The following is a 24,556-nucleotide window of genomic DNA, read 5'->3' on the forward strand; positions in this document are numbered from 1 at the left end:
GGCCAATCGCTGTGATTTGAGACAAGAAGTCCTGGGGAATTTTTAAATGCGTTTGCACCTGTTTATGGCTATACCGTTCGCTCTCGCCGCCAGTTTTGTACAAGCCCAAACATTGCCCCAGGCCATGCAGCAGGCATTAGATGTGCACCCGGAAATTCAGGCCGGTGTGAACAGCCGTATCGCCGCCGATTACCAATTGCGCGCCGCCCAAGGTGGTTACCTGCCTCGCGTTGATTTGAACGCCGGTTATGGCCGTGAAGGTACTGACGATTCCAACACTCGCGCCGTCAGCGGCCCGAACGGCAACCAGTGGGACACGCACAACCGGGGCGAATCCAGCCTGCGTTTGCAGCAGATGATTTTTGACGGCTTCGCCACTTCCAGCGAAGTCGGGCGTCAACAAGCCAACGTCAATTCCCGCGCTTACTCCTTGCTGGGTACTTCCGAGCGCACCGGGTTGACCGTCGCCCAGGTGTACCTGGATGTGCTGACTCGCCGTGAGTTCGTGCGCCTGGCTGAAGAAAACCTGCGCAACCACGAACGTATCTACGACCAGATCAAGCTGCGCACCCAGCGTGGCGTTGGTAATGGTGCCGACCAGGATCAGGCCGAAGCGCGTCTGGCCCAGGCCCGCAACAACCTGATCACCGAGCAGACCAACCTGGCCGACTCTCAAGTCAATTACCTCAGCGCCGTCGGCCAGATGCCCGACCAGCTCGAGCGCCCGGCGCCGTTCATGGCCATGCTGCCGGCTGACTTCAACGAAGCACGCCGCCAGATGCTCGACAACAGCCCCGTCCTGCGTTCGGCCGAGTCGGATATTTCCGCCGCCGAAAGTCAGTACGAAGCGGCCAAGTCCAGCTTTTACCCGCGCTTTGATGCTGAGCTTGGCACTAATGCCGACAACAACGTCGGCGGCGACGCCGGTCACAGCAACGGTTGGGAAGCCATGGTGCGCATGCGCTTCAACCTGTTTGCCGGTGGCAGCAACAAGGCTGACCTGCAATCCAAGTCCTACCAGGCCAGCCAGGCGCTGGATATCCGCAACAATGCTTTGCGCCAACTCAACGAAGAACTGGGCCTGGCCTGGAACGCCTTGAACAACGCCAACGCGCAATTGCCGGTCGCCCAGCAATACGTGGATCACAGCACCCGCGTGCGCACGTCCTACCAACAACAGTTCAGCCTGGGCCAGCGTACCCTGCTCGACTTGCTCGACAGCGAGAACGAATTGTTCACCGCTTCCCGTCGTTTGGAAGAGATCAAGAACATTCAGTTATTTACTCAATATCGAATCAAGGCGACCATGGGCGAATTGCTCAAAAGCCAGGGAGTGGTCGCACCGATGGCCTCCGTCGTCCAGAACGACGTGAAGCCAAAAGTCCAACTGCCTGGGATGAATTGAGTCACCCCAATAGCCCCAACTGTTAGTCGAGAGTGCAGCGCGTGGAATCCGAAGTCAGTCGAGTTCATCTCAGTCATGATCCACGCACGCTGCACGACGACCCGTTACTCGACGGGTTGTTGGCGCTCTGTGCCCTGCATCAAAAACCGGCTAGTGCGGCCATGCTCACCACCGGCCTGCCGCTGCCCTCGCAGCGCTTGAGTGCCGACTTGCTCTCACGCGCAGCCGCGCGTGCCGGGCTGCAGGGCCGGGTGTTGCAACGCAAGCTGGAACAGATCCCGACGATTGCCCTGCCGGCGCTGCTGTTGCTCAAGGACGGTCGCAGTACCGTGCTGGTCGGTTGGCAAGGCGAAGACGAAGCGCGGGTCCTGCTCAGCGAAAGCGATGGCGGTGAAGTGCTGATCAAGCGCGAGCTGTTGGCCGACGACTACATCGGCAAAGTCTTCTTCGCCCAGCCGCAACATAAATTCGACGTCAACCACGGCACCCTGATTCCTCGGGCGCGTTCGTGGTTTCGCGACACCCTCAAGCGTTCGCGTTGGCTGTACACCGACGCCATTGCTGCGAGCTTCCTGATCAACATCATCGCCATGGCCGCGCCGCTGTTTGTGATGAACGTGTACGACCGTGTGGTGCCGAACCAGGCCACGGCCACCTTGTGGGTGCTGGCCGTGGGTATCTGCGGCGCGTACCTGTTCGACCTGATCCTCAAAAGCCTGCGCAGCCTGTGCCTGGACCTGGCCGGTAAAAAGACCGACCTGATCATCTCGGCCACGCTGTTCGAGCGCATCGTCGGCATGTCCATGAAGTACCGCCCTGCGCGGGTCGGCAGCTTTGCGCAGAACATCCATGAGTTTCAGAGCCTGCGCGATTTCCTCGCGTCGCTGACCCTCACCAGCCTGATCGACCTGCCGTTCACCCTGCTGATCTTCCTGGTGATCGCCATCCTCGGCGGCCACTTGGTATGGATCCCCGTGCTGGCTTTCCCGATTGCCCTGGGCATCGGCTACGCCCTGCAAAAACCGCTGGTGGCGACCATGGAACGAACCATGGCTCTGGCCGCCGAGCGCCAGTCCAGCCTGATCGAAACCCTCGCCGGGCTGGACGCAGTCAAGGTCAACAACGCCGAGAGCGAGCGCCAGTACGGCTGGGAACAGACCATCGGCACCCTCAGCCGGCTTGAGCTGCGCGTGAAGTTGCTGTCGGGCCTGTCGATGAACATGACCCTGCTGATCCAGCAACTGGCCGGCGTGATCATGATCGTGTTCGGCGTGTACCAGATCATCGACGGCAACCTCAGCATGGGCGGCCTGATCGCCTGCTACATGCTCAGTGGCCGCGCCCTGAGCCCGCTGGCTTCGCTGTCGGGCCTGCTGACCCGCTACCAGCAAGCCAAGGTCACGATGACCTCGGTGGACCAGATGATGGAGCTGCCCCAGGAGCGCAATTTCGAAGAGCGCCCCATGAGCCGTCGCACTCTGCAAGGTGCCATCGAGTGCCGGGGCCTGAACTTCACCTACCCGAACCAACAGAACGCCGCGCTGAAAAATATCAACCTGGTGATCAAGCCCGGTGAGAAAATCGGCATCATCGGCCGTAGCGGCTCGGGCAAAAGCTCCCTGGCCAAACTGATCGTCGGCCTTTACCAGCCCGACTCCGGCGCCTTGCTGGTGGACGGCGTGGACGTGCGCCAGATCGACGTGAGCGAACTGCGCCATAACATCGGCTACGTCGCCCAAGACATTCAATTGCTCGCCGGCACCCTGCGCGACAACCTGGTGTCCGGTGCGCGTTACGTCGAAGACGAAATGGTCCTGCAAGCCGCCGAACTGGCCGGCGTGCACGAATTCGCGCGCCTGCACCCTCAAGGTTATGAGCTGCAAGTCGGCGAGCGTGGGCAGAACCTGTCCGGCGGCCAGCGCCAGAACGTCGCCCTTGCCCGCGCATTGCTGCTCAACCCGCCCATCCTGCTGCTGGACGAACCCACCAGCGCCATGGACAACACCGGTGAAGAACGCTTGAAACAACGCCTGCAAGCCGTGGTGCAAAACAAGACCGTGGTGCTGGTCACGCACCGTGCCTCACTGCTCTCCCTGGTGGACCGCCTGCTGGTGGTCGACCGTGGGCAGATCCTCGCGGACGGCCCGAAAGCCGTGGTTATGGAAGCGTTGAAAAAGGGGCAGATCAGTGTTGCTTAACTCCATCAAAAGCGCGGTCGGCCGCTACTTCAAAGGCACCGACTCGCTGCAGGGCCAACCCCTGCCCGAGGTCAACAAAGCGCTGATCGAAGATGCGCCGCGAGTTATCCGCCTGACCATCTGGGCGATCATCGCGTTCTTCGTGTTCCTGGTTGTGTGGGCCGGTTTTTCCAGCATCGACGAAGTCACCCGTGGCGACGGCAAGGCGATTCCGTCGTCCAAGCTGCAGAAAATCCAGAACCTGGAAGGCGGTATCGTCTCCGAGCTGTTCGTCAAGGAAGGCCAGATCGTCGAAGCCGGCGCGCCGCTGATTCGCCTCGATGACACGCGGTTCGTCTCCAACGCCGGTGAAACCGAAGCCTTGCGCCTGGCCATGCAACTGCGCGTCGAGCGCCTGAGCGCGCAAGTGGACGACCGCCCGCTGAACATCCCCGACGACGTGCTCAAGGCCGCGCCAAGCCAGGCCGCCAACGAGCGCTCGCTGTATGAGAGCCGCCGCCAGCAGTTGAAAGACGAAGTCGGTGGCTTGCAGGAGCAACTGGTGCAGCGCCAACAGGAACTGCGCGAGTTCACCTCCAAGCAAGGCCAATACCGCAGCCAACTGTCGCTGCAACGCCAGGAAATCAACATGTCCGAGCCATTGGTGGCCCAGGGCGCGGTATCGCCGGTGGAAGTGCTGCGTCTCAAGCGTGCCGAGATGGAAACCCGTGGTCAGTTGGACGCCACCACGTTGGCGATTCCCCGCGCCGAATCGGCGATCAAGGAAGTGCAGCGCAAGATCGACGAAACCCGTGGCAAATTCCGCAGCGAAGCGCTGACCCAGCTCAACGAAGCGCGCACCGAACTGAACAAGGCCGAATCCACCGGCCGCGCCCTCGAAGACCGGGTCAGCCGTACGCTGGTCACCTCGCCGGTGCGCGGCATCGTCAAGCAGCTGCTGGTCAACACCGTCGGCGGCGTGATCCAGCCGGGCAGTGACATGGTCGAAATCGTGCCGCTTAACGACACCCTGCTGGTGGAAGCCAAGATCCGCCCGCAAGACATCGCTTTCTTGCACCCAGGGCAGGAAGCGATCGTCAAATTCACCGCCTATGACTACACCATCTATGGCGGCCTGAAGGCCAAGCTCGAACGCATCGGTGCCGACACCATCACCGATGAAGACAAAAAAACCACCTACTACATGATCACCTTGCGCACCGACCGCAGCCATTTGGGCACCGATGAGAAGCCGTTGCTGATCATCCCCGGCATGGTGGCCTCGGTGGACATCATCACCGGCAAGAAAAGCATCCTGAGCTACCTGCTCAAGCCGATCATCAAGGCGCGGGCCGAGGCGTTGCACGAGCGGTAATCTCCAGCGCCTGTTGGGGCCTCATCGCAGGCAAGCCAGCTCCCACATTTTGATTTGTGAACACATTCAAATGTGGGAGCTGGCTTGTCGGGTCGCCGCATCGCTGCGATGGCGCCATCAGCTTCACCGCAGATCCCAACCCTATTGCATATCGTTATTCACTAACGGTATTTAATCGCCCGTTCTTATATCTATAAAGTCACTCCCCTGTCCGACCGGGAGTGCCCTCATGTCCGCCACCTCTACTGTTCCAACAGCGACCTCTACCGCCCAAACCTTCGACATCCGCCCCTTTCCCGGCAGCGTCGGCGCCGAGATCGTCGGCCTGGACTTGTCCCGCCCGGTCAACGACCAGGATTTCGCGCGCATTCACCGCGCCCACCTGAACCACCATGTCGTAGTGTTCCGCGACCAGCGCATCACCCCCGAACAACAGATCGCCTTCAGTCGCCGCTTCGGCGTGCTGCAGATTCATGTGCTCAAACAGTTCCTGCTGGCCAACCACCCGGAAATCCTGATCGTCTCCAACATCATCGAAAACGGCCAATCCATCGGCCTGGGCGACGCGGGCAAATTCTGGCACTCCGACCTGTCATACAAAGAACTGCCCAGCCTCGGCTCGATGCTGCATGCCCAGGAGCTGCCGTCCGAAGGCGGCGACACGCTGTTCGCTGACATGCACAAAGCCTGGGACCAACTGCCCGAGCACCTGCGTAAAGCCGTCGAAGGCCGCAGCGCTGCGCATTCCTACACCGCGCGTTACAGCGAAACCAAATTCGAAGGCAACTGGCGCCCAACCCTCACGCCTGAGCAGCTCGCCCAGGTTGCCGAAGTGGTGCACCCGATTGTGCGCACCCACCCCGAAAACGGCCGCAAGGCGCTGTTCGTCAGCGAAGGCTTCACCACGCGCATCGTTGGCCTGCCGGAAGACGAAAGCCGCGACCTGCTGGCCCAGCTCTACGCCCACAGCGTGCTGCCGCACAATATCTACCGCCACCAGTGGCAGCCCCACGACCTGGTGTTCTGGGACAACCGCTCGCTGATCCACCTGGCCGCCGGTTGCCCAGGCCATCTGCGCCGCAAGCTGTTTCGCACCACCATCCAGGGCGACGCGCCTTTCTGATTCCCCGGCAAGAGAAATGAAATGAACGCGCCCCTGCAAGGCCACGCGGCCAGCAACCTGAACACTGCCGGTCCGTTACTGGCGGTGGATAACGTCAGCCTCGAGTACCGCACGCCCGAGCGTGTGGTACGTGCCACCCATCAAGTCAGTTTCGAGATCGACCCGGCAGACCGCTACGTACTGCTCGGCCCTTCGGGTTGCGGCAAATCCACCTTGCTCAAGTCGATTGCCGGGTTTATCACACCCTGCGAAGGCGAGATTCGCCTGTTGGGGCAAAAGGTCGAACAGCCCGGCCCGGATCGCATCGTGGTATTCCAGGAATTCGACCAGCTGCCGCCGTGGAAAACCGTCAAGCAGAACGTGATGTTCCCGCTGTTGGCGTCGAAAACCTTGAAGCGCCGCGAAGCCGAAGAACGCGCGCTGCACTACCTCGAAAAAGTTGGCTTGAGTGCGTTCGCCGATGCCTACCCGCATACCCTTTCCGGCGGCATGAAAGCCCGCGTGGCCATCGCGCGCGCCTTGGCCATGCAGCCGAAAATCCTGCTGATGGACGAGCCCTTTGCCGCGCTCGACGCCCTGACCCGGCGCAAGATGCAGGAAGAATTGCTGCTGCTCTGGGAAGAGGTGCGCTTCACCCTGTTGTTCGTCACCCACTCCATCGAAGAAGCGCTGGTGGTGGGCAATCGCATCCTGTTGCTATCGCCGCACCCAGGGCGTGTGCGTGCCGAAATCCACAGCCATCAATACGACCTGCACAGCCTCGGCGGTGTGGAATTCCAGGCGTCGGCGCGGCGTATTCATCGCCTGCTGTTCGATGAAGCGCCCGAGGCCGAACGTGAGTTGGGTTTCGCCGATATCCGCATCGCTTACTAAGAGGCCGACGTATGCGCCAGGAATTTGAAATAAACCTCGAACCGCTGCTCAGCGTCCCCGTCGAACGCGAGCTGCCGCTGCGTCAGCGCCTGTGGCAACAAGGCTGGCTGCGCAAGGGCTTGATCCTGATCGTGCTCGCCATTCTCTGGGAGGCCGTCGCGCGTTATCAGAACAACGACCTGCTGCTGCCGAGCTTCCTGCAGACCTTTCACGCGCTCTACGACGGCCTGCTCAGCGGTGAGTTGCTCAGTAAAGTGAGCATCTCGCTGGCAGTGCTGATCAAGGGCTACCTGATCGGCATTGTGCTGGCATTCGCCCTGACCACGTTGGCGGTGTCGACGCAGTTGGGCCGCGACCTGCTGAGCACGCTGACCTCGATGTTCAACCCGCTGCCAGCCATCGCCTTGCTGCCGCTGGCGCTGCTGTGGTTCGGCCTGGGGCAGAACAGCCTGATTTTTGTGCTGGTGCATTCGGTGCTGTGGGCCTTGGCGCTGAATACCTATTCCGGGTTTCTCGGCGTCTCCGAAACCCTGCGCATGGCGGGGCGCAACTATGGCCTCAAGGGCATGCGTTTCGTGCTGTTCATCCTGATCCCGGCGGCGCTGCCGTCGATCCTCGCCGGGCTCAAGATTGGCTGGGCCTTCGCCTGGCGCACACTGATCGCCGCCGAGCTGGTGTTCGGCGCCACCAGCGGCAAAGGCGGGTTGGGCTGGTACATCTTCCAGAACCGCAATGAGCTGTACACCGACAAGGTGTTTGCCGGTTTGGCCGTGGTGATCCTGATTGGCTTGCTGGTGGAAAACCTGGTGTTCGATACGTTCGAGCGGCTGACGGTGAAACGCTGGGGCATGCAGCGCTGAACCCGCGGTTTTAATCCTGCTACGATTGCACGCAATTCACTCTCCACCGACCATGAGTGCTTGGCATGCAATTACCGGACATGAACCTGCTGGTCGCCCTCGACGCCTTGCTCGACGAGGGCAGTGTGGTCGGCGCCGCACGGCGGATGAACCTGAGCCCGGCCGCCATGAGCCGCACCCTCACGCGCATTCGCGAGGCGGTCGGTGATCCGATCCTGGTGCGCGCCGGTCGCGGCCTGGTGCCAACGCCCAAGGCGCTGCAACTGCAAGGCCAGGTGCGCAACGTGGTGGAGCAGGCGGCGTTGCTGTTTCGTTCGGCGGATGAGGTTGACCTGAGCACCTTGCGCCGCCGCTTCAGTGTGCGCGCCAATGACTTCTTTATCGGCGTCTACGGCGGTCGGCTGTTCGACACCATGGAGCGCGTGGCGCCGTTTTGCGAGCTGTGCTTCGTGCCCGAAGGCGACACCGACGACGAGGCGCTGCGTGAAGGGCGGCTGGACCTGCGAGTGAGTAATTCCAGGCCGCCCAGCCCGGAAGTGAAGGTGCAAAACCTGTTTTCCACCACCTTCGTTGGCCTCGCGCGCGAAGACCACCCGCTGTTTGACGAAGAAATCACCGCCGCGCGATTCGCCAGCTACTCCCACATCAGTATTTCGCGCCGTGGCATTGCCCGCGGGCCAATCGACACCGCGCTGAATGCCCTGGGCCTGGAGCGCCGCGTGGCAATGATCGCACCGGGCTTTCATGGCGCGATGTTCATGCTGCCCGATTCCGACCTGCTGCTGCCGGTGCCCAAGGAAGCCCTGCTGAGTGCCAATCGCCTGAAGCTGCCGTTGCGCGCCTTCCAGTTGCCGATCTCCCTGCCGACGCTGATGTTGGCGCAATCCTGGCACCCACGCTTCGACAAAGACCCGGCGCACAAATGGCTGCGCGAAACCATGCGCGAAAGCTGCCACGCCACCTGGCTCGAAGCGCAGCCCACCTCAATCTCACCTGCACTGGATCAACATGTGGGAGCTGGCTTGCCTGCGATAGCATCACCGCACGTTTGCAGGCGGACCGAGTTGTTTGCATCGCGGACAAGCCCAGCTCCCACAGGGTCAAACGGTGGCTAACAGTTGCGTCTGGTGCACTTATAAGCTGCCAACAAGTAACTTTTTGTCATGGGTTCGCCTGATTAAACTGCTCGGGTATTTCTAACCCCGAGTTACCCGTTCATGACTTCCCTCGCTGCCCCCGCCTTACAGGCTGCAGCCCAACCCACTGCGCTCAACCCTCCCGTGTTCGGCCCGCGCATTATCATCGGCCTGGTCGGCGTATTGCTGGCGGTGCTGGTGTCCGGCCTTAACGAGATGGTCACCAAGGTCGCCCTCGCTGATATCCGGGGTGCGCTGTATATCGGCTTTGACGAAGGCACCTGGCTGGTCGCCGCCTACACCGCCACTTCAGTGGCGGCCATGGCCTTCGCGCCGTGGTGTTCGGTGACGTTTTCCCTGCGCCGCTTCACCCTCTGCGCCATCGGTTTGTTCACCGTGCTGGGCATCCTGTGCCCATTTGCGCCGAACTACGAAAGCCTGCTGGTGCTGCGCACCGTGCAAGGCCTGGCCGGTGGCGCGTTACCGCCGATGTTGATGACCGTGGCGCTGCGTTTTCTGCCGGCCAACGTCAAGCTGTATGGCCTGGCCGGCTATGCGCTCACCGCCACCTTCGGCCCGAGCCTGGGCACGCCGCTGGCGGCGCTGTGGACCGAATATGTCGGCTGGCAATGGGCGTTCTGGCAGATTGTCGCGCCATGCCTGCTGGCGATGGCCGCCGTGGCCTACGGCTTGCCCCAGGACCCACTGCGCCTGGAGCGCTTCAAGCAGTTCAATTGGCGTGGCCTGCTGACCGGCTTCCCGGCGATCTGCATGCTGGTGATCGGGCTGTTGCAAGGCAATCGCCTGGACTGGTTCGAGTCCGGCCTGATCACGTTTTTGCTCAGTGGCGGCACGCTGTTGCTGGTGCTGTTTCTGATCAATGAATGGTCGCAGCCGATTCCGTTCTTCAAGTTGCAGATGCTCGGCCTGCGCAACCTGGCATTTGCCTTGATCGTGCTGGCGGGCGTGCTGATGGTGCTGACCTCGGTGATCATCATTCCGTCGAGTTTCCTTGCTCAGGTGCAGGGCTACCGGCCGCTGCAAACTGCGCCGGTGATGCTGCTGATGGCGCTGCCGCAGTTGATCGCGCTGCCGCTGGTGGCGGCGCTGTGCAACCTGCGTTGGGTCGACTGCCGTTGGGTGCTGGGGCTCGGCCTGAGCATGCTGGTGCTGTGCTGCGTGGGCAGCGCGCACCTGACGTCGGAGTGGATTCGCGACGATTTCTACGGCCTGTACCTGCTGCAAATCTTCGGTCAGCCCATGGCCGTGTTGCCACTGTTGATGCTTTCTACCGGCAGCATCCAACCGATGGACGGGCCGTTCGCCTCGGCCTGGTTCAACACCGTCAAAGGCCTCGCCGCCGTGATCGCCACCGCCGTGCTGGACACGCTGACCACGCAGCGCCTGCACTTTCACTCGACGATGTTGGTGGACGGCCTGGGCAACTCGCCCCTGGCCGACGGCGACGCGCCGGGCCTCGCTCACCGCCTGCACGAACAGGCTGTGGTGCTGACCTCTGCGGATCTTTATTACGTCATGGCCGCCGTCGCGGTGGCGCTGATCCTGCTGATTTTCTGGATGCCGACGCGGATTTTTCCACCGCGCGCACCGACCTGACTGAAAGGACTTCTCATGAAACGCAAAGACAAAATTGCCGTCTCCGTTATTGCCGTGTTTGCCGTCGGCGTACTGGTTTACCTGGTCGCGCCGGGCGTGCTGGGCAGCAAGCGCCAGACCACCAACGACGCCTTCGTCGCCGCCGACTTCACCCTGGTGGCGCCGCGCGTGGCGGGCTTCATCAAGGAAGTGCTGGTGGAAGACAACCAGCGGGTCAAGGCCGGCCAACTGTTGGCGCTGATCGACGACCGCGACTTTCGCGCCGCCGCCCAAGCCGCCGACGCCGATACCCTGGTCGCCCAGGCGCAACTGAAAAACGCTACCGCGACCCTTGAGCGCCAAAGCTCGGTAATCGCCCAGGCCCAGGCCACCGTGTCGGCAGACCGCGCCGAAGTGGCCTTCGCCGAGCACGAGCTGAACCGCTACAACCACCTCGCCGGTGTGGGCGCGGGCACTGTGCAGAACGCCCAGCAGGCCAAGACCCGCATCGACCAGGCCACCGCGCGCCTGGCGAATGCCACGGCGGTGCTGGCGGCCGAGCGCAAGCAGGTGGAAATCCTCACCGCCCAGCGCGATGCCGCTGAAGGTGGACTTAAACGCGCCCAGGCGGCGCTGGAAATGGCCAGCTATCAGCTGTCCTACACGCGCATCGTCGCGCCGGTGGACGGCATGGTCGGCGAGCGTGCGGTGCGGGTGGGTGCGTATGTGACGCCGGGCAGCAAGATCCTCGCGGTAGTGCCGCTGGCCGAGGCCTATGTGGTGGCCAATTTCCAGGAAACCCAACTGTCGCATATGCACGCCGGCCAAGCCGTGCAAGTGCGCGTCGACAGCCTCGACGGCGAGCTGCTCAACGGCCATCTGCAAAGCCTGGCGCCGGCCACTGGCGTGACCTTTGCCTCGGTCAAACCCGACAACGCCACCGGCAACTTCACCAAGGTGGTGCAGCGCATTCCGGTAAAAATCATCCTTGAGCCCAACCAGCCGCTGACCGAGCGCCTGCGCGTCGGCATGTCGGTGGAAGCCAGCGTCGACACCCAGCCGGTCACGCAGCCGCGTGAGGTAGCGCAGCAATGAGACACTTCGCCTGGCTCACCGTGAGCCTGATCAGCCTCAGCGCCTGCACCGTCGGCCCGGACTTCCAGAAGCCCCAAAGCCCGCAAGTCACTCAGTGGGCCGAACCCCAGGGCCGCCAAGCCGCCAGCCGCGCGGTGACGGACCCGTTGCAGGAGCGTTGGTGGGACGTGTTCCACGACGAGCAACTCTCGGCGCTCACCCGTCGTGCGCTCACCGACAACCTCGACCTGAAACTCGCCAGCAGCCGCCTGCAACAAAGCCGCGCCGTGCGCCAGGTGACCACTGCCGAGCGTTATCCCAACGTCAACGCCACCGGTGACTACCTGCGTCAACGCAACAGCGGCAAAGGCTTGAGCGACCCGTCCGGTGAGAATGGCCAGTCCGCCTACAACCAATGGGATATGGGCTTCTCCGCCGCCTGGGAGCTGGACTTCTGGGGCCGCGTAAAACGCGAAACCGAAGCCGCCGACGCCACCCTGCAAGTGGCCGAAAACGACCGCCGCGCCGTACTGCTGTCGGTACTCGCCGAGACTGCGCAGGACTACATCCAGCTACGCGGCGTGCAGAACACCCGCGCCGTCACCGAGCAGAACCTCGACGTTGCGCGCCACAGCCTCAAGCTCTCGCAATTGCGCCTGGCCGACGGCGTGGCGACCGACCTGGACGTGGCCGAAGCCGCCGCCCAGGTCGCCGCCATCGAAGCGCGCCTGCCGGAGCTGCAGCAGCGCCAGGACCAGTTGATCAACGCCCTGAGCCTGTTGATGGGCGAACCGCCCCAAGCCCTGCACGCGCAGTTGTCCAAGGACGCCGCCGTGCCGCAAACCCAGCGTCAGGTTGCCATCGGCTTGCCGTCGGAGTTGGCCGAGCGCCGCCCCGACATCCGCCAGGCCGAAGCGCGCCTGCACGCCGCCACCGCCAACATCGGCGTGGCCAAGGGCGACTTCTACCCGCGCATCACCCTGTCGGGCAGCCTCGGCTCCCAGGCCTTGCAACTGTCGGATTTCGGCTCGTGGGGCTCGCGCGCGTTCGCCTTCGGCCCGCAATTCAGCCTGCCGCTGTTCAACGGCGGGCGCCTGCAAGGCATGTTGAACCTGCGCGAAGCCCAGCAACAGGAAGCCGCGCTTGCCTACCAGCAAACCGTGCTGCGCGCCTGGCATGAAATCGACGACCAGCTGACCCGCTACAACGCCAGCCAACTGCGCCGCGACAGCCTCGCCGAAGCGGTACGCCAGAACCAGATCGCACTGAGCACTGCGCAACATCAATACGTCGAAGGCGTGGTGGATTTCGTCAACGTGCTCACGGTGCAGAGCGCGCTGCTGGCGACGCAGGAACAGTGGGTGGAAAGCTCCACGGGCGTGTCGCTGGCCATGGTTGGGTTGTATAAGGCGCTGGGTGGCGGGTGGGAGTCGGTGTATCCCGCAGGTTAAACACAACGCCCTGTGGGAGCGGGCTTGCCCGCGATGAGGGCAGATCATTCAACATCCCTTTGACTGAACTGCCGCTATCGCGGGCAAGCCCGCTCCCACACGGGGTGATTACTGGTTTTGCAAAAACACCACATACCCGCGAAACCACTCATTCCCCTTCAAATACCCCGGCGCCTCCCACACGCCACCCTGAATCAGCCCCACCTTGAACGGCAATCCCAGCCGGTTCATGCGCGGCAAATACGCCGCGTAATCCGGGATGCTGTGGCGCCCTTGATAGGTCTGCACCACCACTTCATCCACCACGCCTTTGAGCTGGGCGATGGCGCTTGGGTCGGCGTTGCTGCTCCAGTCCATCAGCCCGGTGATGCTCAGCTTCAAGTCGGCGGGCAGGCGGTGGCGCAGGTCGCGCAGGAAGTCGGCGTATTCGTGCAGGTATTGGGTGCGGGCGTCGAAGTCGATCTGGATGCCGACCACCGGGTTGCCCGCGTCGCGCCAGCGTTGCACCTGGCCGAGCAGCTGGGTGTAGACCCGCTCCGGCCAGTGCAGGGTGTGGGCGCGGTAGACCACCCAGACCTCGCCACGGGTGAGGCGCGGTATGCCGAGGCCCTGGGCGATCAGTTGCACGCCGCGCTCGGGTGCGCGGCGGGTGGAGTTGATCTGGCCTTGCAGGATGTACAGGGTGTTGGCCTGTTTAAGCACCGGCTGCGGGGTGACGCCACTCCACAACCAGAAGGCGTCGTAGTCGCGAGCGTCCACGGCGCCAAAGGCCGGGCTTGCCAGCAGCAGCAAGCCGAGCCACAGGTGTTTCACCAGTAGTACTGCAGCGATTTGCCCCACTGGGTGTCGGCAAAGCCGCTTTTCAGCTGGCGGAACCACGCCTTGCGCACGGCGGGCTCAACGTCATCGCCGCCGCAGCTGTTGTAGCCGGCCGGGGCATAGCAGTTGATGGCGCGGAACAGTGCGTAGGCCTTGTCGTTCTTCGGCGCTTTGGCGTTGGCGATCACCTGCTTGTAGCCGTTGAGCCGCGAGAAGGTTTCACCGGGGAATTGCGTCGCGGTGCTGCCCAGGCTGCCGGCGGCGCGTGCCTGTTCCAGGGGCATGCCGTCGAGGTTATTGCGCAGGATGAACTCACCGAAGCAGTTCAGGGCCTGCGGGTTTTTCGCATCGGTTTGCAAGGTGGCAGCGGTTTGCGCGATGGCCGGGCAGCTGTAGCCGGATTCGGCTTTGTCGCCGTTCCACTGGAACAGCTTCAAGCTCTGGCCGCCGCTGCAGACGTAGCCCAGGCTGGTGCCCAGTTTGTCTTCAGGTGCCGGCGTTGGCAGTTGCTTGAGGTCATCGGCGAAGGTGGCGAACTGGCCGCGCAGCAAGTCTTTATAGAGCAGCACGAATTGTGCGGTCTGGCGTTCCACCGGGTCGTCGGCCTTGGCGATCTGCTGGCGCAGCAAGTCCGGCCCGGCAACGTTGCGCAGCAGGATATAACGCACCTGCTTGGCGCTGATTGGCGAATCCGCCGCGAACACCTTGGCCAACTGGCCGCTGCGCTCGTAGTTGAGGGCCAGGGCCAATTCCAACTGGTCGCGTTGCAGCGGTAATTTGGCCAGCGGCAGCAGTTGCAGCCACAGGTCTTGTGCGCCTTTCCAGTCTTGCTTGGCTTCCAGTGCCAGGGCGCGCAGGGTTTGTTGGCTGAAGGCGAAGTAATTCAGGCTCGACGGCACGCTTTGCGGCAACTGCTTCAAGGCGGCATCCGGTTGATGCTCGACGTACAGCGCGCTCACGGCTAACAGGTAGTCGTAAAACGCCGGCTCATCGGCAAACGCTGCTTTTTGCTTCTCAAGGTCTGCGCGGCTGAGCGCGGGCTGGTTGCCGCCACGCATCACCATCAGGTCGCTGACGAGTTGGATCATCGGCGTCTTGACGGTGTCGCTATTGACCATCAACAGCTTGAGGTCGGCCTCTTCGACCAATTCATCCACCGACACATTGCGCTGCTCGTCGGTGGCCTGGGTCAGTTGCCAGGCAAATGCTTCGGCGAGTTTTTCGTTATCGTCCGCCAGCCAGTAGACCCGGCGCAGCAAGCCGCGTGCAGAGGCGCTGTAGTCGCCCTGTGGATAAGTTTTCAGATAAGCGTCGAAACCCTTTTCGGCCTCGGCGAGCGCAGGTTTATCCACACGGTCGAGGTGCGGCACGCCGTCTTCGTCATAAGTATTGGCCTGGGCCTGGTTGAGTGCGTTGCGCGCGGTCATGTACAGCGCGGTTTCCTTCAGCCAGGGCGAAGTAGCGTTTTGGGTGGCGACGAAGCCAGGCCCGGCGTCGGTGAAGCGGCCGGTGTAGAAGTCGGCGGCGGCTTGCAGGTACGTGCGAAACAGCTGGCCTTCGCTCGATTGGATATCTTGCGGCGGCTCGACCACCGGGCCTACCCATTCGCAGGCGGTGAGCAATTGCAGGCGTGCCTTCACCAGCAGATCGCGTTCGGCGGCTGGCATATCGGCCTTGATCACTTGGCGGATAAACGCGGCAGCGCTGTTCTCGTCGTTGCTGCGGCAGCGGCTGCCTTCGCCATTGAGGAACGCATCGCCGGCGGCTTTAGCGTTGTCGCGCTTGATGCCCAGCGGTTCAAGCAGTGCATCGAGTGGCGAGGTTTTGGGGGCGTCGGATGGGCTGACGGGCTCGGCTTCGCCACGCGGCACCAGGCGATACACCGGGAACGGCACCGGGCCAAAACCCTCGGCCAGGTCATCTTCGCTCAAGGCATTGGGCGCCAGCGGCGCGGCTTTCTTGTCGGCCAGCAATAAACGCAGGTTGGCCCGGCTGTCATTGCCTGGGCTCAGGAACGGCAGGTTATTGCAGGGATCCAGCGTGTCACGCGACACCCGCCAGTCGGGGTAACACGAGTCGTCCGAACTGGCCTGGGCCGGTAGGGAAATGCCGGCAAGCAGGGCCAGTGCCAGGGGTGACAGAAAACCGATGCGCATGACGTGTCCTTGATCCTGAGTCCTTGGAGGGTGCCAATCATAGCTTGATCCGACAGCGGCTTCGGTGAAGGCCTACACAAATTGCTGATTTGTCCGATTTTTGGTCGTGGCAATGCTCAGCGAAATCCAGGCGCAGTCGCAGGTTTATGAGGTTCAAGTCAAATCCCGCAGCGTGCCGCCCGACGGTTGCAAATCAGCGAGCGAAACCGGGGCTTTTGTCCTAGAGTGGCGCTTGTTTGCACGTGTGCAGGGTTTGCCCGGGAAATGGGCGGTATAAGGGGAATTGAGGTGCGACGGTCTGTGGTAGAGCAAGACGACAAAATTGGGACGTTTCCCGCAGTCAATCGCCTCTCGGGCGCCTGGGAAGGCGCCGGCTGGCTCAGCCGGTTGTGGTGGGTGCCGATTCTGGCGCTGGCCATGGCGGTGCGTTTTTATGGCCTGACCGCTTCGGCGATCTGGGGCGACGAAGGTTCGAGCCTGCTGCTCAGCGAGTACGCCATGGAGGACCTGTGGTTTCACGCCGCCCATGATGTGCACCCGCCGCTGTACTTCTTCATGCTGCGCGGGTGGATCGAGCTGTTTGGCGATGGGATCTGGTCGATTCGCGGCATGAGTGCCCTGCCCGGCGTAGCGGCGGTGGGGCTGGGCATCTGGCTCACGCGGCAGCTGTCCACGCGTCGCGCCGCCGTGCTGGCGGGCGTGCTGCTGGCGTTGTTTCCGACGGCGGTGCGTTACAGCCAGGAAGTGCGCATGTACTCACTGCTGGCCGTGTGGTTGCTGGGCGCCACGCTGGCGCTGGTGTACTGGGTGCGCCAACCCGAGCGCACGCGATACCTGGCCGCCTATGTCGTGCTGATGGCGGCCGCGTTCTACACCCACTATTTCACCGCGCTGTGTGTGCTGGTGCATTGGGCTTACCTGGGCGTGTTGTGCCGCTCCCAGGCACCCGGCCAACGCTTGATCATTCGCCCGTCGTGGTGGTGCGCCAACGTGCTGATCGTCGCGTTGTACCTGCCGTGGCTGCCGAACCTGCTGGACCTTATCCAACACGTTGAGCAGCTCAAGGTGGGCGGTGACATTGGCTGGGAAGACCCGGTTTCGCTGATTTCCGTGCCGTCGATGGTCTGGCAGTTCATGCTTCAGGATGAAGGTATCGGCTTCTGGCCGCCGCTGTTCTGGCTGTTCCCTGTGTTGTTGATCACGGTGGTGGGTGCCACCGCCTGGCGTGATCGTGAGCGCTATCGCCCGGCTTGCCTGCTGGCGCTGTTCTTTTTATTGCCGCTGCTGCTGGTGTATGCGGTGTCGTTTGTTTCGCCGGTGTTCATCGAGCGCTACCTGACGGTGTATGCACTGGGCTTGCCGATTCTGGTGGCGTTGGCCATCGACCGCTTGCCCCCGCGCTTGGCATGGCTGGGCGCGGCGTTGTTCGTATTGTTCGTCGGCGTGGAACTGCTGGGCCTGAAGAACAATGCCGCTGTGGACGAGCATGATCAATTCAACGTGCCGGTGGAGTTCGTCAATCGCAATTACCAGGAAGACGACCGCATCGTTCTCAGTGACATGATGTGGTACCTGAGCTACGTGTATTACGACCAGACCGACGCCCAATTGCAGCTCTTCACCCCACCCAAACCCGACGGCACCCCGACCCGACCGAACGCCTATGGCTTCGGCACGTTGGTGGATCAGGACGGCGGGCGTATTTACCTGGACCGTTTGTCGGCATTACCCGCCGATACGCACCGCGTCTGGCTGATCAGCAGCAATGAAATGCCCGATGATTTCGCCCCGATTCCCGCCGACTGGCGCCAGCTTTTGCAGCAGGACGGCGGCGGGGCACGAGCGCGCTTGTTTGTGCTGTGCCGCGGGCCAGAGCCCTCGCAGCCCGAGGGTTGCCGGTAATCGAGCATCGGCATTACGTACATGCCCGGAACACCTGTACCGGGCCAACCCCTTGCTGTTGTTGGCCTGGCTGGCGCGTGGGCTAGACTCGCAGGAACCGTCTTCATAGGAGCCAGCCATGGAATCGCCAGTGCACAGCCTGCCGTCACTGTTCAAACAGCTCGGTCTGCCGGATGACCCGGTGAGTATTGAGCAGTTTGTGACGGTTCATTCACCGCTGAAGCCTGAACTGCATCTGGCGGATGCGTTTTTCTGGACGCCCAGTCAGAGAGCGTTTTTGCGCGAAGAGATTCGAGAGGATGCCGACTGGGCAGAGGTGGTGGATGAGCTGAATGTGTTGTTGCGGAGGGGGCGTGAGGTGTAAAAACTCGGGCCTCGTTCGTGTTTTGGGATTCAATGCTGACGTTTTGTACGGATGCCCATCAGCCCGAAGCCAACACTGAACTAAATGTGGGAGCGGGCTTGCTCGCGAATGCGGTGTGTCAGCTGGCCAATTCGGCGACTGATCCACCGCATTCGCGAGCAAGCCCGCTCCCACATTCGTTTCGTGGTGTTGCAGCAGTCGCTGAAAATCCAACACCCGCGCGCAAACCCGCTTTACTTACCCATACCTCCCCGCGCCACCCATCATAAATTTGTTTCAAAACTTGACGGCTTTGGATGCATCCACCATATTGATAGTTAGCAAACTAACTGTATGCGAACACTCCAGTGCCTCAAACCCTCGAACAACTCCAGATGAACCTCAGCAGCAGCATGGTGGTGGGCGCCCGTAACTGGCGCAAAATCTGCCAGACCACGCTGGTGAGCTACGGTATTTCCGAAGCCTGCGCCGTGCCGTTGTTGATGATCGGCCGCTTGGGCGATGGTGTGCACCAAGTAAAGGTCGCCCAGGCCTCCGGCATGGAAAGCCCGTCGCTGGTGCGCCTGCTTGATCAGCTGTGCGCCGGCGGCTACGTGTGCCGTACCGAAGACGTGCACGACCGCCGCGCCAAGGCCTTGAGCCTGACCGAGCGCGGCCGTGAGCTGGTGCAAGCGGTGGAGGTGCAACTGGTGCGCTTGCGCAAAGACGTGTTGGCGGACATTGCCCAGAGCGATCTTGAAGCGGCGTTGCGTGTACTGCGGGCCTTTGAGGCGGCTGAGGCAACCTCTTGAACGGATTTTTTACCGGCTTCCCGCCCGCTCGCGACTGGTTCTACGGGGTGCGTACGTTCGCCGCGTCGATGATCGCGCTGTACATCGCCATGCTCATGCAAATGCCGCGTCCGTATTGGGCGATGGCCACGGTGTATATCGTCTCCAGCCCATTTGTCGGCCCCACCAGCTCCAAGGCGCTGTACCGCGCCATCGGCACCTTCATGGGCGCGGCGGCGGCGGTGGTTTTTGTGCCGATGTTCGTGCAGTCGCCGTATGTGCTGGTGGTGGTGATTGCGCTGTGGACCGGCATTCTGCTGTTCCTGTCCATGCACCTGCGCACCGCCAACAACTATGCGCTGATGCTCGCCGGCTACACCTTGCCGCTGATCGCGCTGCCCGTGGTGGATAACCCCCTGGCGGTGTGGGATGTGGCCGAGGCACGCACCGAAGAAATCTTCCTCGGCATCGCCGTGGCGGCCGTGGTGGGCGCGATGTTCTGGCCGCGTCGCCTGATGCCAGTGTTCGACGGCTCGGTGGCCAAGTGGTTTGCCGACGCGCAGGTCTACAGCCTGCGCTTCTTCACGCGCAATGTGGACACCGAAGAAATCAGCACGCTGCGCAGCGGCATGGTCGCCACGTTCAACACCCTCGAATTGATGATCGGCCAGTTGCCCCACGAAGGCGCGCGCCCGCAGACGGTGCGTAACACCAAGGAACTGCGCGGGCGCATGATTCACCTGCTGCCGGTGGTGGATGCGCTCGACGATGCGCTGTATGCCATCGAACACCGCGCGCCGGAGTTTCTTGAGCGCATCACGCCGGTGCTGGAGGCCACCCGCCAATGGCTGGAAACCACCACGCAAATTGCCCCGCTGGAAAGCTGGCGCGTGCTGCGTGATCAGGTCGACGCCCTGCAACCCCAAGGCGAAGCGCTGGACGACCGTCACACGCTGCTGTTCTCCAACGCGCTGTATCGCCTGGGGGAGTGGATCGACCTGTGGCAAGACTGCCGCAGCCTGCAAGCCGCCATCCAGTGCGAAAGCCAGGACACCTGGCGCGCCGTGTACCGCCACTGGCGCCTGGGCCGGCTTACGCCGTTCCTCGACCGTGGCCTGATGTTCTACTCGGCGTTCTCCACCGTCACCGCGATCATCGTCGCCTCGGTGTTGTGGATTCTGCTGGGCTGGACCGACGGCGGCAGCGCAGTGATTCTGGCAGCCGTGGCGTGCAGCTTTTTCGCCTCGATGGACGACCCGGCGCCGCAGATCTACCGGTTCTTTTTCTGGACCGCGATGTCGGTGTTGTTCGCCAGCCTCTACCTGTTTCTGGTGCTGCCGAACCTGCACGATTTCCCGATGCTGGTGCTGGCGTTTGCGGTGCCGTTTATTTGCATCGGCACGCTCACCGTGCAGCCGCGTTTCTACCTCGGCATGCTGCTGACGCTGGTGAACACCTCGTCGTTTATCAGCATCCAGGGCGCGTATGACGCGGACTTCCTGAACTTTGCCAACGTCAACCTGGCCGGGCCTGTGGGCCTGTTGTTCGCCTTTGTGTGGACGTTGATTGCGCGGCCGTTCGGCGCCGAACTCGCGGCCAAGCGCCTGACCCGCTTCAGCTGGCGCGACATCGTCACCCTGACCGAGCCTGCGACCTTGGCCGAACACCGGCACATGGCCGCGCAAATGCTCGACCGCCTGATGCAGCACCTGCCGCGCCTGGCGCTGATCAACCAGGACACCGGCACCGCCCTGCGTGATTTGCGCGTGGCACTGAACCTGCTCGACCTGCTGGCGTACTCGCCACGCATCTACGGCGTGCCACGGGTGTTGCTCAACCAGGTTGTCGAAGGCGTTGGCGGTTACTTCAAGGCGTGCCTGAAGGCCGGTGAACGCTTGCCCGCGCCGAGCGGTCTGCTGATGACACTCGACCGCACGCGCCGCGCCCTCAACGGCCAAGGCTTGCAAGACGAAGACGATACCCGCCTGCATCTGCTGCACGCACTGGCCGGCTTGCGCCTGTCGTTGCTGCCGGGCGTGGAATTAATTGGCGGCACCGAAATGGAAGCGCCGCTGCCTGATGGAGCGCCTTTATGATCGGTGATCTGGATATCAGCGGGGTGTTCCTGCCCACGCTGCTGGTGTTGATGGGCATTACGTACGTGTTGTTTCTGGTGGTGCACGGGCTGTTGACGCGCATTCACTTCTATCGCCTGGTCTGGCACCGGGCATTGTTCAATGTGGGGCTCTACGCGCTGTTGCTGGGCGCGGTGGACTCACTCAGTCGATACCTCATGACATGAAAAAACCTTTTTTGACCATCGGCCGTGTTGTCCTGACGTTATTGATAGTGACCTTCGCTGTCGTCGTTGTGTGGCGCATGGTCATGTACTACATGTTTGCGCCCTGGACCCGTGACGGGCATATCCGTGCCGACATTGTGCAGATCGCCCCGGACGTGTCCGGGTTGATCCAGCAAGTCGACGTGCGCGACAACCAGCTCGTGACCAAAGGCCAGGTGCTCTTCGCCGTCGACCAGGACCGCTTCAAGCTGGCGCTGCGCCAAGCCCAGGCCGCCGTGGCCGACCGCCAGGAAACCCTGGCGCAGGCCCAGCGCGAGTACAAGCGTAACCGTGGCCTTGGCAACCTGGTGCCGAGCGAGCAGCTGGAAGAAAGCCAATCCCGCGTGGCCCGTGCCCAATCGGCCCTGGCCGAGGCGCAGGTGACGGTGGACGCCGCCCAACTCAACCTCGACCGCTCGGTGATCCGCAGCCCGGTGGACGGCTACGTCAACGACCGCGCGCCGCGTGCTCAGGAGTTTGTCACCGCCGGGCGCCCGGTGTTGTCGGTGGTGGACAGCAACTCGTTCCACATCGACGGCTACTTCGAGGAGACCAAGCTCGACGGTATTCACGTCGGCATGGCCGTCGACATCCGTGTGATTGGTGACAACGCACGCTTGCGTGGCCATGTGCAGAGCATCGTCGCCGGTATCGAAGACCGCGACCGCAGCAGCGGCTCCAACCTGTTGCCTAACGTCAACCCGGCGTTCAGCTGGGTGCGGCTGGCCCAGCGGATTCCGGTGCGCATCGCCTTCGATGATGTGCCGGCAGACTTCCGCATGATCGCCGGGCGTACGGCGACGGTGTCGATCATCGACGACGAGACCGCCGCCAAAGAAAAAGCCCGGCAGGGAGAAAAACCATGAAACCGGCGGCGCTGCTGGCCACGGCCGGCTTGGGTTTGCTGCTGTCGGCCTGCCAGGTAGTCGGCCCGGATTACACACTGCCGGAGAAGTCCGCCATCAACCGTGGCGACCTGCAAGGGCAGATCGCGGGCGAGGGCCACAACGTGGTGTCGGCGCCGGTGCCGGCCGACTGGTGGAAACTCTACAAGGACCCGCGCCTGGATGAGCTGGTGCGTCAGGCCATGGCGTCCAACACCGACTTGCGTGTGGCCGCCGCCAACCTGCAACGCGCACGCTTCCAGACCCAAGAGGCGCAATCCGCCGGTGGTTGGAGCGCTGGCGCAAAAGCTGAGGCCCAGCGTTTGCAGGAGTCGGGCGAAGCCTATTTGCTGACCGAAAAAGTCCCGGTGGCCAATATCGGCAGCGCCAGCATCAGCACGTCCTACCAGTTTGACTTGTTCGGCACCTTGCAACGCGGCATCGAAAGCGCCCAGGCCACCACCGACGCCGCTCAGGCTGCTGCGGATATTGCGCGCATTACGCTGGTCGCCGACGTGGTGCGCTCCTACACCCAAGTGTGTGCGGCCAACGAAGAACTGGCGATTGCCAACGAGTCCCTCGACCTGCAGGCCCAGAGCACCAAGCTCACCCAACGGCTGCGCGACGCCGGGCGCGGTGATGAAACCCAGGTGACCCGTTCGCAAACCCAATACAAATCCTTGCGTGCCGACATGCCGCGCTACGAAGCAGCGCGTCAGGCAGGCTTGTTCCGTTTGTCGATGCTGCTGGCCAAGCCGGTCGACCAACTGCCGTCGGGCACCGGCACCTGCGCCGAGCTGCCGCACATCGCCCAGTTGCTGCCGGTGGGTGACGGCGCCGCGTTGCTCAAGCGCCGCCCCGACATTCGCCAGGCCGAACGCCAACTGGCCGCCGCCACCGCGCGTATCGGCGTGGCCACCGGCGCGCTGTACCCGGACATCAGCATCGGCGCCACGGTGGGCACCGTCGGTATTCTTGACGACTTGGGCACGCCGGCCACCAACCGCTGGGGCTTTGGCCCGTTGATCAGCTGGTCGGTGCCGACCAACGGCGCCCGCGCGCGCATCCACGAAGCCGAAGCCGCCACCCAGGGCGCCCTGGCGCACTTCGACGGCGTGGTGCTCAACGCCATCCGCGAAACCCAGACCGGCCTTGCGCAGTACACCGCGCAGTTGCAACGCCGCGACGCGCTGGCCGATGCCGGTGCGTCCGCCAAGGAAGCGTCGGAGCAGACGCACCGCTTCTTCCAGGCCGGTCGCGCGTCGTTCCTGGCCGACCTGCAAGCCACGCGCACCTACACCGATGTGCGTGCGCAACTGGCGGCGGCGAACACCCAGGTTGCCATGAGCCAGATCGATCTGTTCCTGGCCCTGGGCGGTGGTTGGGAAAGCGGACGAACGCAAGCGTCACAGCCCGGCAAACCCTGAGCTAAAAGCTATGCTTTGTCAGGTGAGCCGCGGTGACGGCTTACCTGACACTGCTCGCGTTTGCTCATGGGGATTCCAATAATGAAAAACCCTTATGCTCCCGCTTTCTGGTGCGTGCTCTTCGCACTGGTGTTGTTATCGGCTGCCTACTTCTACGGCGTCATGCTTGCCCATCAACTCGACAAGGCCATGGTGTTCCTCGACAGCGCGTGCCTGGTGATCGGCACCTTGTCCATCGGCGTGGTGGCGTGGGCGTCTTACCAAAACCAACGGGTGAAACGAAGACTGCTCGAACAGGGCAAGACCCGCGTGGCGATCTGGGACACCAAAGTCGCTTTGCGCCGTGTCGAAACCGTGTTCGACCGCTATTTCTGGGGCAGTTACTGGCAGCCAGGCCGCACCTTCCAGGAAGTCATGGGCGAACTCACCGGCACGCCCCTGGAAAAAAGCCTCGAAGCCCTGAAAAAACAATGTGTGTTGCTCGACCAGCAGGTCGCCGACGGTAGGCATTGGCTGAATAACGCCCGGGAATTGTCCGACGTGGCCAACGCCATGGCCCGTGAGCGCTATCAACTGGATTTCTGTAACCCCAAGGCCGACACCCCGAGCAATGCCGTGATACACCGCGAGTTTGAGGTGTTGGTGTACACCTGGACCGCACGCTTGAAGAGTTTTGATCACCAGCTCGATGAGATTGAATTGGAGTACACGTGAACCAACTGCAGGCCTGACCCCTCTGAAAAGCTGGGCCGTTCGCGGCCGCCAGTGCTAATCTTCCCCCGTTTTCGGCGGGCTTGAGCCAACCCCCTCGGGGTTCAAGGAA

General features: G+C 62.6%; 19 protein-coding genes and 1 pseudogene. 18 read left to right on the plus strand and 2 right to left on the minus strand.

The genetic code is table 11. The features are described from left to right. Nucleotides 1-46 precede the first annotated feature (46 nt). The 10 genes and pseudogenes from PspR76_RS00895 to PspR76_RS00940 all read left to right on the plus strand — a co-directional run bounded on the left by PspR76_RS00895 (nt 47) and on the right by PspR76_RS00940 (nt 13,070). Nucleotides 47-1,405: a TolC family outer membrane protein gene (locus PspR76_RS00895; protein WP_159953560.1), complete on the plus strand. Its 1,359-nt coding sequence runs from the start codon at nt 47-49 to the stop codon at nt 1,403-1,405. A gap of 41 nt (nt 1,406-1,446) precedes the next feature. Continuing rightward, complete coding sequence (locus PspR76_RS00900) at nt 1,447-3,603, plus strand: type I secretion system permease/ATPase (RefSeq protein WP_159953561.1); 2,157 nt, start codon at nt 1,447-1,449, stop codon at nt 3,601-3,603. Further along, nucleotides 3,593-4,957, plus strand: coding sequence for an HlyD family type I secretion periplasmic adaptor subunit (locus PspR76_RS00905; protein ID WP_159953562.1), 1,365 nt, complete (start codon nt 3,593-3,595; stop codon nt 4,955-4,957). The genes PspR76_RS00900 and PspR76_RS00905 overlap by 11 nt, the downstream gene beginning before the upstream one ends. A 229-nt stretch (nt 4,958-5,186) precedes the next feature. Next, entirely contained in the window at nt 5,187-6,080 is an 894-nt protein-coding gene (locus PspR76_RS00910) for a TauD/TfdA dioxygenase family protein (RefSeq protein WP_159953563.1), read from the plus strand. A 21-nt stretch (nt 6,081-6,101) separates the two neighbouring features. Next, nucleotides 6,102-6,953, plus strand: a complete 852-nt coding sequence (locus tag PspR76_RS00915) for an ABC transporter ATP-binding protein (protein WP_159953564.1) — start codon at nt 6,102-6,104, stop codon at nt 6,951-6,953. Nucleotides 6,954-6,964: 11 nt separating this feature from the next. Continuing rightward, nucleotides 6,965-7,813 (plus strand): ABC transporter permease, encoded by an 849-nt coding sequence (locus PspR76_RS00920; protein ID WP_159953565.1) that lies wholly within the window; start codon nt 6,965-6,967, stop codon nt 7,811-7,813. Nucleotides 7,814-7,878: 65 nt separating this feature from the next. Beyond that, nucleotides 7,879-8,796: pseudogene (locus PspR76_RS00925) on the plus strand (LysR family transcriptional regulator); the annotation flags it as partial. A 234-nt stretch (nt 8,797-9,030) separates the two neighbouring features. After that, nucleotides 9,031-10,566, plus strand: a complete 1,536-nt coding sequence (locus PspR76_RS00930) for an MFS transporter (RefSeq protein ID WP_159953566.1) — start codon at nt 9,031-9,033, stop codon at nt 10,564-10,566. Nucleotides 10,567-10,581: 15 nt separating this feature from the next. Continuing rightward, a complete protein-coding gene (locus PspR76_RS00935) occupies nt 10,582-11,640 on the plus strand; it encodes an HlyD family secretion protein (protein WP_159953567.1) in 1,059 nt (352 codons plus the stop codon). Beyond that, nucleotides 11,637-13,070 (plus strand): efflux transporter outer membrane subunit, encoded by a 1,434-nt coding sequence (locus PspR76_RS00940; protein WP_159953568.1) that lies wholly within the window; start codon nt 11,637-11,639, stop codon nt 13,068-13,070. The genes PspR76_RS00935 and PspR76_RS00940 overlap by 4 nt, the downstream gene beginning before the upstream one ends. Nucleotides 13,071-13,178: 108 nt before the next feature. Here the strand turns inward: PspR76_RS00940 and PspR76_RS00945 are convergent, their stop codons facing one another. Together PspR76_RS00945 and PspR76_RS00950 are read right to left on the minus strand one after the other, a co-directional pair. Then, nucleotides 13,179-13,883, minus strand: coding sequence for a DUF3142 domain-containing protein (locus tag PspR76_RS00945; RefSeq protein WP_159953569.1), 705 nt, complete (start codon nt 13,881-13,883; stop codon nt 13,179-13,181). Beyond that, on the minus strand, nt 13,880-16,045 hold the full coding sequence (locus PspR76_RS00950; protein WP_159953570.1) for an outer membrane assembly lipoprotein YfiO: 2,166 nt from the start codon (nt 16,043-16,045) through the stop codon (nt 13,880-13,882). The genes PspR76_RS00945 and PspR76_RS00950 overlap by 4 nt, the downstream gene beginning before the upstream one ends. Before the next feature lie 288 nt (nt 16,046-16,333). On the opposite strand from PspR76_RS00950, the gene PspR76_RS00955 reads away from it, so the two are divergent. The 8 genes from PspR76_RS00955 to PspR76_RS00990 all read left to right on the plus strand — a co-directional run bounded on the left by PspR76_RS00955 (nt 16,334) and on the right by PspR76_RS00990 (nt 24,447). Beyond that, nucleotides 16,334-17,947, plus strand: coding sequence for a glycosyltransferase family 39 protein (locus PspR76_RS00955; RefSeq protein ID WP_159953571.1), 1,614 nt, complete (start codon nt 16,334-16,336; stop codon nt 17,945-17,947). A 118-nt stretch (nt 17,948-18,065) separates the two neighbouring features. Further along, nucleotides 18,066-18,311: a DUF2789 domain-containing protein gene (locus PspR76_RS00960; RefSeq protein ID WP_159953572.1), complete on the plus strand. Its 246-nt coding sequence runs from the start codon at nt 18,066-18,068 to the stop codon at nt 18,309-18,311. 374 nt (nt 18,312-18,685) lie between these two features. Further along, entirely contained in the window at nt 18,686-19,102 is a 417-nt protein-coding gene (locus PspR76_RS00965) for a MarR family winged helix-turn-helix transcriptional regulator (RefSeq protein WP_159953573.1), read from the plus strand. After that, nucleotides 19,099-21,177 (plus strand): FUSC family protein, encoded by a 2,079-nt coding sequence (locus tag PspR76_RS00970; RefSeq protein WP_159953574.1) that lies wholly within the window; start codon nt 19,099-19,101, stop codon nt 21,175-21,177. Before PspR76_RS00965 ends, PspR76_RS00970 begins: the two co-directional genes overlap by 4 nt. Then, nucleotides 21,174-21,383, plus strand: a complete 210-nt coding sequence (locus PspR76_RS00975; protein WP_016969155.1) for a DUF1656 domain-containing protein — start codon at nt 21,174-21,176, stop codon at nt 21,381-21,383. The genes PspR76_RS00970 and PspR76_RS00975 overlap by 4 nt, the downstream gene beginning before the upstream one ends. Beyond that, nucleotides 21,380-22,288 (plus strand): efflux RND transporter periplasmic adaptor subunit, encoded by a 909-nt coding sequence (locus PspR76_RS00980; RefSeq protein WP_159953575.1) that lies wholly within the window; start codon nt 21,380-21,382, stop codon nt 22,286-22,288. Before PspR76_RS00975 ends, PspR76_RS00980 begins: the two co-directional genes overlap by 4 nt. Further along, nucleotides 22,285-23,733: an efflux transporter outer membrane subunit gene (locus PspR76_RS00985; RefSeq protein ID WP_159953576.1), complete on the plus strand. Its 1,449-nt coding sequence runs from the start codon at nt 22,285-22,287 to the stop codon at nt 23,731-23,733. The genes PspR76_RS00980 and PspR76_RS00985 overlap by 4 nt, the downstream gene beginning before the upstream one ends. Nucleotides 23,734-23,814: 81 nt before the next feature. After that, nucleotides 23,815-24,447, plus strand: coding sequence for an NADH:ubiquinone oxidoreductase subunit N (locus PspR76_RS00990; RefSeq protein ID WP_159953577.1), 633 nt, complete (start codon nt 23,815-23,817; stop codon nt 24,445-24,447). The last annotated feature ends 109 nt before the right edge of the window (nt 24,448-24,556 follow it).

Origin of the sequence: Pseudomonas sp. R76 (assembly GCF_009834565.1) — a bacterium.
In the GTDB taxonomy this organism is placed as follows: Bacteria; Pseudomonadota; Gammaproteobacteria; order Pseudomonadales; family Pseudomonadaceae; genus Aquipseudomonas.

What these genes read in the sequence shown, in the direction of transcription:
- PspR76_RS00990 (WP_159953577.1), top strand. Translation starts at nt 23,815, where the DNA reads ATGAAAAACCCTTATGCTCCCGCTTTCTGGTGCGTGCTCTTCGCACTG.
- PspR76_RS00910 (WP_159953563.1), top strand. Translation starts at nt 5,187, where the DNA reads ATGTCCGCCACCTCTACTGTTCCAACAGCGACCTCTACCGCCCAAACC.
- PspR76_RS00915 (WP_159953564.1), top strand. Translation starts at nt 6,102, where the DNA reads ATGAACGCGCCCCTGCAAGGCCACGCGGCCAGCAACCTGAACACTGCC.
- PspR76_RS00940 (WP_159953568.1), top strand. Translation starts at nt 11,637, where the DNA reads ATGAGACACTTCGCCTGGCTCACCGTGAGCCTGATCAGCCTCAGCGCC.
- PspR76_RS00895 (WP_159953560.1), top strand. Translation starts at nt 47, where the DNA reads ATGCGTTTGCACCTGTTTATGGCTATACCGTTCGCTCTCGCCGCCAGT.
- PspR76_RS00985 (WP_159953576.1), top strand. Translation starts at nt 22,285, where the DNA reads ATGAAACCGGCGGCGCTGCTGGCCACGGCCGGCTTGGGTTTGCTGCTG.
- PspR76_RS00965 (WP_159953573.1), top strand. Translation starts at nt 18,686, where the DNA reads ATGAACCTCAGCAGCAGCATGGTGGTGGGCGCCCGTAACTGGCGCAAA.
- PspR76_RS00950 (WP_159953570.1), bottom strand. Translation starts at nt 16,045, where the DNA reads ATGCGCATCGGTTTTCTGTCACCCCTGGCACTGGCCCTGCTTGCCGGC.
- PspR76_RS00935 (WP_159953567.1), top strand. Translation starts at nt 10,582, where the DNA reads ATGAAACGCAAAGACAAAATTGCCGTCTCCGTTATTGCCGTGTTTGCC.
- PspR76_RS00920 (WP_159953565.1), top strand. Translation starts at nt 6,965, where the DNA reads ATGCGCCAGGAATTTGAAATAAACCTCGAACCGCTGCTCAGCGTCCCC.
- PspR76_RS00975 (WP_016969155.1), top strand. Translation starts at nt 21,174, where the DNA reads ATGATCGGTGATCTGGATATCAGCGGGGTGTTCCTGCCCACGCTGCTG.
- PspR76_RS00980 (WP_159953575.1), top strand. Translation starts at nt 21,380, where the DNA reads ATGAAAAAACCTTTTTTGACCATCGGCCGTGTTGTCCTGACGTTATTG.
- PspR76_RS00930 (WP_159953566.1), top strand. Translation starts at nt 9,031, where the DNA reads ATGACTTCCCTCGCTGCCCCCGCCTTACAGGCTGCAGCCCAACCCACT.
- PspR76_RS00960 (WP_159953572.1), top strand. Translation starts at nt 18,066, where the DNA reads ATGGAATCGCCAGTGCACAGCCTGCCGTCACTGTTCAAACAGCTCGGT.